Raw genomic sequence first — 4,950 nt, 5'->3', positions numbered from 1 at the left:
CCGACGAGGCACTGGCCGAGGTCCGGTCCTTCGCGCGCCGTCGCCCGGGCACGTTCCTGCTCGTCGCCGCCGGCGCGGGCCTGATCGTCGGCCGCCTGACCCGGGCCCTCAAGGACGCCCCGTCCGACTCCTCCTCGTCGTCCGGCACGGTCGACCCCCGGCCCACACCCGCCGACCGCGACTACCCCACCCCCGCGGTGTCGTCGTACGAGAGCACACCCACCAGCGCAGACGTCTCCGGCGGTGGGCTGTGAGCGACGGCGCCCACACCGACGCGCCGCCCCGGGCCTCGGTGGGCGACCTGCTCGGCGAGGTGACGCGTGACCTCTCGACCTTGCTGCGGCAGGAGGTCGAGCTGGCCAAGGCCGAGGCCAAGCAATCGGCTCAGCAGGCCGCCAAGGGCGGCTCGATGTTCGCCGGCGCCGCTCTGGCCGGACACATGGTCCTGCTGTTCGCCTCGATCGCTCTGTGGTGGGCGCTCGGGAACGCGATGGGCCGCTCCTGGGCAGCCCTGGTCTGCACGGTCGTCTGGGCCGTGATCGGGGCCGTGCTGTTCGTCCGCGGCAAGGCCGAGGCCCGCCGCGTCAAGGGACTGCCGCGCACCGCGGAGTCCGTCAAGAAGATCCCGAACGCCCTGCAGGGGCACGAGGAGAAGAACTGATGAGCACCGATCCCGACCAGATCCGCGCCGACATCGAGCGCACCCGCACCGAGCTCAGCTCCGACGTGGACGCCCTGTCCGACAAGGTCAGCCCCACCCAGGCCGCCCAGCGCCAGGCCGACCGGCTCAAGTCCGCGGCGTCCAGCGTCAAGGACCGCGTGCTCGGCTCCGTGCACGACGGCTCCGACGCCGTTGGCTCGTCGGCGTCCTCGCTCGGCGACAAGACGACCGCCCTCCCGGGTGCCGCTCGTGACCGCGCCGCCGGCAACCCGCTCGCCGCTGGCCTGGTGGCCTTCGGCGCAGGCCTGCTCGTCGCGTCGCTGCTGCCCTCGACCCGGCGCGAGCAGGACCTCGCCACCGGTGCGAAGGAGCAGGCCGCACCGCTCGTCGAGGACGTCAAGGGCGCCGCGCAGGACGTCGCGGCCAACCTCAAGGCCCCCGCCCAGGAAGCCGCGGCCGCCGTCAAGGACACCGCGACGGACGCCGCCGCCCACGTCAAGGACCAGGGCCGCTCGGCCGTGCAGGACGTCAAGTCCGAGGCCACGGGCTCGTCCCCGGACACGGAGACGCCCTCGGGGTTCACGTCGGGCTTCGCGTCCGAGGCGACGCCCGACGACGGCGGCGGCGCGCACGTCGCACGCGACCTGCCGTAGCCGAACCCGGGGCGGGACGCGCTCGTCGCGTCCCGCCCTGTTCGCTCCCCGCTCTCCGAAGGACACGCCGATGACGCAGGACACCAGCACCGCCAAGGCCGATGCGCCCGACCCGGAGGACCCCCGCAAGCCCGACTCCCCCGGAGACCTCGAGAAGCGGTCCTGGCTGTACGTCGTGCGCAAGACGCTGCGCGAGTTCAGCAAGGACCAGTGCACCGACCTCGCCGCCGCCCTGACCTACTACGCCGTGCTCGCGATCGCGCCCGCGCTGCTGGCGATCGTCTCGATCTTCGGCCTCGTCGGCGACCCGCAGAAGATGGTCGACAACGTCACGAAGATCGTCGAGGACGTCGGCGGGAAGTCCGCCGCCGACAGCGTCGCGCCGGTGCTCGACCGCCTCACGCAGGCGCCGTCGGCCGGGATCGCGCTCGTCATCGGCGTCGTCCTGGCCTTGTGGTCCGCGTCGGGATACGTCGCGGCGTTCAGCCGCGGCCTGAACCGGGTCTACGAGGTCGACGAGGGGCGGCCCATCTGGAAGCTGCGGCCCGTGCTCCTGCTCGTCACGCTCGTGCTCGTCGTGATCGCCGTGGTCATCGTCGCGATGGTCGTGCTCTCGGGCGGCGTCGCGAGCTCCGTCGGTCAGACCATCGGTCTCAGCGACGCCTTCGTCACCGTGTGGAATATCGCGAAGTGGCCGGTCATCCTCGTCCTGGTCATCGCGGCCGTCGCGATCCTCTACCACTCCACGCCCAACGTGAAGCAGCCGAAGTTCCGCTGGATCAGCCTGGGTGCGGTCGTCGCGATCGTCGTCTGGGTGCTCGCGTCGGCGGCCTTCGCCTTCTACGTCGCGACCTTCTCCAGCTACGACAAGACCTACGGCTCGCTCGCCGGCGTGATCGTGCTGCTGCTGTGGCTCTGGCTCACCAACCTGGCCCTGCTGTTCGGCGCCGAGCTCGACGCCGAGGTGGAACGAGGGCGTGAGCTGCAGGGCGGCATCGCGGCCGAGGAGACCATCCAGCTGCCCCCGCGCGACACCAAGGCGAGCGAGAAGAAGCAGGCCAAGCTGGACGATGACGTGCGACGCGGCCGGTCGCTGCGCGAGCAGGCGTCTGACGAGTGAGGGCTCTAGGCGCGCCGCGGGGCAGGCACGCCGAGGCGAGCCAGCGCGCTGCGTGCCGGTTCGCCCGCCGCCACTGCCTCGACGACGGCCGTCGCGACGGCCACGGCGTCTCGCCCGGTCGCGTCGACGCAGGTTGCCAGGAGGCCGGTCGCCTCGTCGGGGTCCACCTCCCTCGCTGCGACGACGATCCCCACCGCCTGCTCGAGCGTGGCGGTCCGTGCGGCCGCCTCGCCGATCGCCGCGTTCGCGACCTCTGCGGCGGCTCCTCGCCACTCCTCCGTCATGTCGACGAGGTACCCGTTCGCGCGCGGAGGGGCGTCCGTGAGGACGAGGATGCAGCTGCGGTCGCGGCGTCTCGCGTCACGGAGGCGGTAGGTCAGCCGCCCCGTCGCGCCCTCGGTCGTCAGGGCGTAGCGGACGACCGGACGATCGTCGTCGTGGACGTGCGCGAGCCAGAGGTCCAGCGTGGGACGGACCTGCGCCGGGGCGAACCCGTGGATCTCGAACATCCCGTCGGACCACTGCCACGGCGTACCGCCGGAGCCGTCACCGGGTGCCGCGAAGGCTCCCACGCGCGGGCCGGTCCGCGCGCCGGGGCGCGGACCATCCATGGGCTGAGCAGGCGTCGCCGGCACGTCGACCTCCGAGATGGATACCGGGTGGCGGAGCCGCGTCCTGACTCGGGACAACCCTACCTGCGCGCGACGCCCCCTTCGCGCGGATCGGGATACCGTTCTCCCAGGTCAGGAAGCGGCCGAGTCCTTCGGACACGAAGCAGAGCTGTGTCATGACCCTCCATCACGCACCCGAGCCGGTGCTGCCGTTGTCCACCGTCGACGACTCTCTCGCCGCCTACCTGCGCACGGTCCATCCGGACGACCGGCAGACGGTGACCCTGGCGGTCACGTCCGCCGCGCCCGGTCCGTTCGCGTCGGCGCACCGCGTCGTCACCGACGTCGGCGTCAAGCACGTGCTGTGGGTCGGCAGCGCACGCCGCGACGGCGTCGGCACGCGGGTCGACGGCAGGTTCCTCGACGTCAGCGCGGAGCACGCCTCGGCGACGCGATCGTTCGTGGAGGAGGCGATCCTCGCCTCCGACACCCACCGCGCGAGCATCGAGCGGGCCAAGGGCATCATCATGGCCGAGCACCGCGCGAGCGAGGTCGAGGCCTTCACCGCCCTGCGCCGGCGCTCGAACGAGGCGAACGTCAAGGTCCGGCTCCTCGCCGAGCTCATCGTCCGTGAACGGTCGTCACGCGGGCTCGTCACGATCCCCCGTCCCGCCCGCCGTGGCCCTTCCTGACCGCCGCGCCTTTATCCCGGGCGCGGCCTAGAGTGAAAAACTGCAGCGCGATCCAGCCGCCTCAGCGCTGACCCAGGAAGGCACGGTCCCCATGGACGCAACCCTCGAACGAGCCGACGCCATCACCGAGCTGCAGTCGCTCCTGCTCGCCGCGTCGAACATCGACGACCTGATCCAGGCCGTCGCAGACGCCGCGGCCGCGCGGCTCGCGCCGCCAGCCGAGACGACCGTCACGCTGCGTCGCCGCGGCCGCCTGGGCGTGGTGGCGAGCAGCGGTGACCGGGCGCGGCACTGCGACGAGGTCGAGTACGCGGCCGACGACGGTCCGTGCGTCGAGGCGGCCGAGTCGCTCGAGCTCGTCCTCGCTGCCGACCTCGCCACCGAGACACGGTGGCCGGCGTGGACGCAGGCTGCGCGCGAGGCCGGGTTCCGGTCCGCGGCCGCGTTCCCCGCGGCCGTCGAGCCCGGGGTCTCCGTCGCCGTCAACCTCTACAGCGACGACCCCGAGGCGTCGATGGAGGCGTCGTCGGAGCGCGGGATGATGTACGCCGCGGAGGTCGCCCGCGCCGTGCAGCTCTCCTTGCGCGTGGCCCGCGAGTCCGAGACCTCGCAAGACTTGCGCGCCGCGCTCGTGTCGCGGTCGGTCATCGACCAAGCCGTCGGCGTGATCATGGGCCAGAACCGGTGCACGTCCGACGAGGCGTTCGCGATGCTGCGCAGTGCGTCGCAGCACCGGAACGTGAAGCTGCGGGACGTCGCGGCATCGATCATCGAGAACGTCACCGGCGAGGCACCCACGCCCACCCGAGACTTCGTCGAGCGATCGTCGTGAGCGTCGTCGAGAGACGGATGGAGTGCGGCGCCGACGACGTGCTGCGCGTCCTCGCCGACGGGTGGCTCTACCCGACATGGGTGGTCGGAGCGAGCCGCGTGCGTGCGGTGTCCGACGACTGGCCACAGCCCGGGTCGCTGATCGCGCACTCGTTCGGGGCGTGGCCGCTGGTCATCGACGACGTCTCCGTCTCGCTCGCCTGGTTCCCCGACCACGGCATCGAGCTCCAGGCGCGGGGGTGGCCGGCCGGCGAGGCACGCGTCCGGATCGAGGTCGCGCCCGATGGTCCCGGCTGCCTCGTCCGCATCACCGAGGATGCTGTGCGCGGACCAGGCAGCTGGGTCCCCCGGCCGGTGCGGTCCACGGCCTTGCACGTCCGCA

7 protein-coding genes and 1 pseudogene are annotated in these 4,950 nt (G+C 72.4%); 7 read left to right on the top strand and 1 reads right to left on the bottom strand.

Annotation, left to right across the window (positions count from 1 at the left end; genetic code table 11):
* From D1825_RS18075 to D1825_RS01245, 4 genes and pseudogenes are all read left to right on the top strand, one after another.
* Nucleotides 1-254, top strand: a pseudogene (locus D1825_RS18075) (hypothetical protein); the annotation flags it as partial.
* Nucleotides 251-661, top strand: coding sequence for a phage holin family protein (locus tag D1825_RS01255; protein ID WP_118765701.1), 411 nt, complete (start codon nucleotides 251-253; stop codon nucleotides 659-661). The pseudogene D1825_RS18075 and the gene D1825_RS01255, both read left to right, overlap by 4 nt.
* Complete coding sequence (locus D1825_RS01250) at nucleotides 661-1,314, top strand: DUF3618 domain-containing protein (protein WP_118765700.1); 654 nt, start codon at nucleotides 661-663, stop codon at nucleotides 1,312-1,314. The genes D1825_RS01255 and D1825_RS01250 overlap by 1 nt, the downstream gene beginning before the upstream one ends.
* Nucleotides 1,315-1,384: 70 nt before the next feature.
* Complete coding sequence (locus tag D1825_RS01245) at nucleotides 1,385-2,434, top strand: YihY/virulence factor BrkB family protein (protein WP_118765699.1); 1,050 nt, start codon at nucleotides 1,385-1,387, stop codon at nucleotides 2,432-2,434.
* Between the two features lie 5 nt (nucleotides 2,435-2,439).
* On the opposite strand, the gene D1825_RS01240 is transcribed toward D1825_RS01245, so the two are convergent.
* On the bottom strand, nucleotides 2,440-3,045 hold the full coding sequence (locus D1825_RS01240; protein ID WP_138067236.1) for a PAS domain-containing protein: 606 nt from the start codon (nucleotides 3,043-3,045) through the stop codon (nucleotides 2,440-2,442).
* A 176-nt stretch (nucleotides 3,046-3,221) separates the two neighbouring features.
* Here D1825_RS01240 and D1825_RS01235 point away from each other — a divergent pair, with 176 nt between their 5' ends.
* From D1825_RS01235 to D1825_RS01225, 3 genes are all read left to right on the top strand, one after another.
* Nucleotides 3,222-3,737 carry an ANTAR domain-containing protein gene (locus tag D1825_RS01235; RefSeq protein ID WP_118765697.1) on the top strand — a complete coding sequence of 172 codons (516 nt, stop codon included), beginning with the start codon at nucleotides 3,222-3,224 and terminating at the stop codon, nucleotides 3,735-3,737.
* A 91-nt stretch (nucleotides 3,738-3,828) separates the two neighbouring features.
* The gene (locus tag D1825_RS01230; RefSeq protein ID WP_118765696.1) at nucleotides 3,829-4,569 is read left to right on the top strand and encodes a GAF and ANTAR domain-containing protein; all 741 of its coding nucleotides are present in this window, start codon (nucleotides 3,829-3,831) and stop codon (nucleotides 4,567-4,569) included.
* A partial coding sequence (locus D1825_RS01225; RefSeq protein WP_138067235.1) for an SRPBCC family protein occupies nucleotides 4,566-4,950 on the top strand: 385 nt, incomplete at its 3' end. The genes D1825_RS01230 and D1825_RS01225, both read left to right, overlap by 4 nt.

Source organism: Cellulomonas rhizosphaerae, assembly GCF_003470205.1.
In the GTDB taxonomy this organism is placed as follows: Bacteria; Actinomycetota; Actinomycetes; order Actinomycetales; family Cellulomonadaceae; genus Cellulomonas; species Cellulomonas rhizosphaerae.
Note: the sequence above shows the minus strand (reverse complement) of the source record. Positions and strands in the feature narration are given on the sequence as shown.

Bases quoted from the DNA above. Each gene is read 5' to 3' on its own strand.
- D1825_RS01250 (WP_118765700.1), top strand. From the start codon at position 661: ATGAGCACCGATCCCGACCAGATCCGCGCCGACATCGAGCGCACCCGC.
- D1825_RS01245 (WP_118765699.1), top strand. From the start codon at position 1,385: ATGACGCAGGACACCAGCACCGCCAAGGCCGATGCGCCCGACCCGGAG.
- D1825_RS01240 (WP_138067236.1), bottom strand. From the start codon at position 3,045: ATGGATGGTCCGCGCCCCGGCGCGCGGACCGGCCCGCGCGTGGGAGCC.
- D1825_RS01235 (WP_118765697.1), top strand. From the start codon at position 3,222: ATGACCCTCCATCACGCACCCGAGCCGGTGCTGCCGTTGTCCACCGTC.
- D1825_RS01230 (WP_118765696.1), top strand. From the start codon at position 3,829: ATGGACGCAACCCTCGAACGAGCCGACGCCATCACCGAGCTGCAGTCG.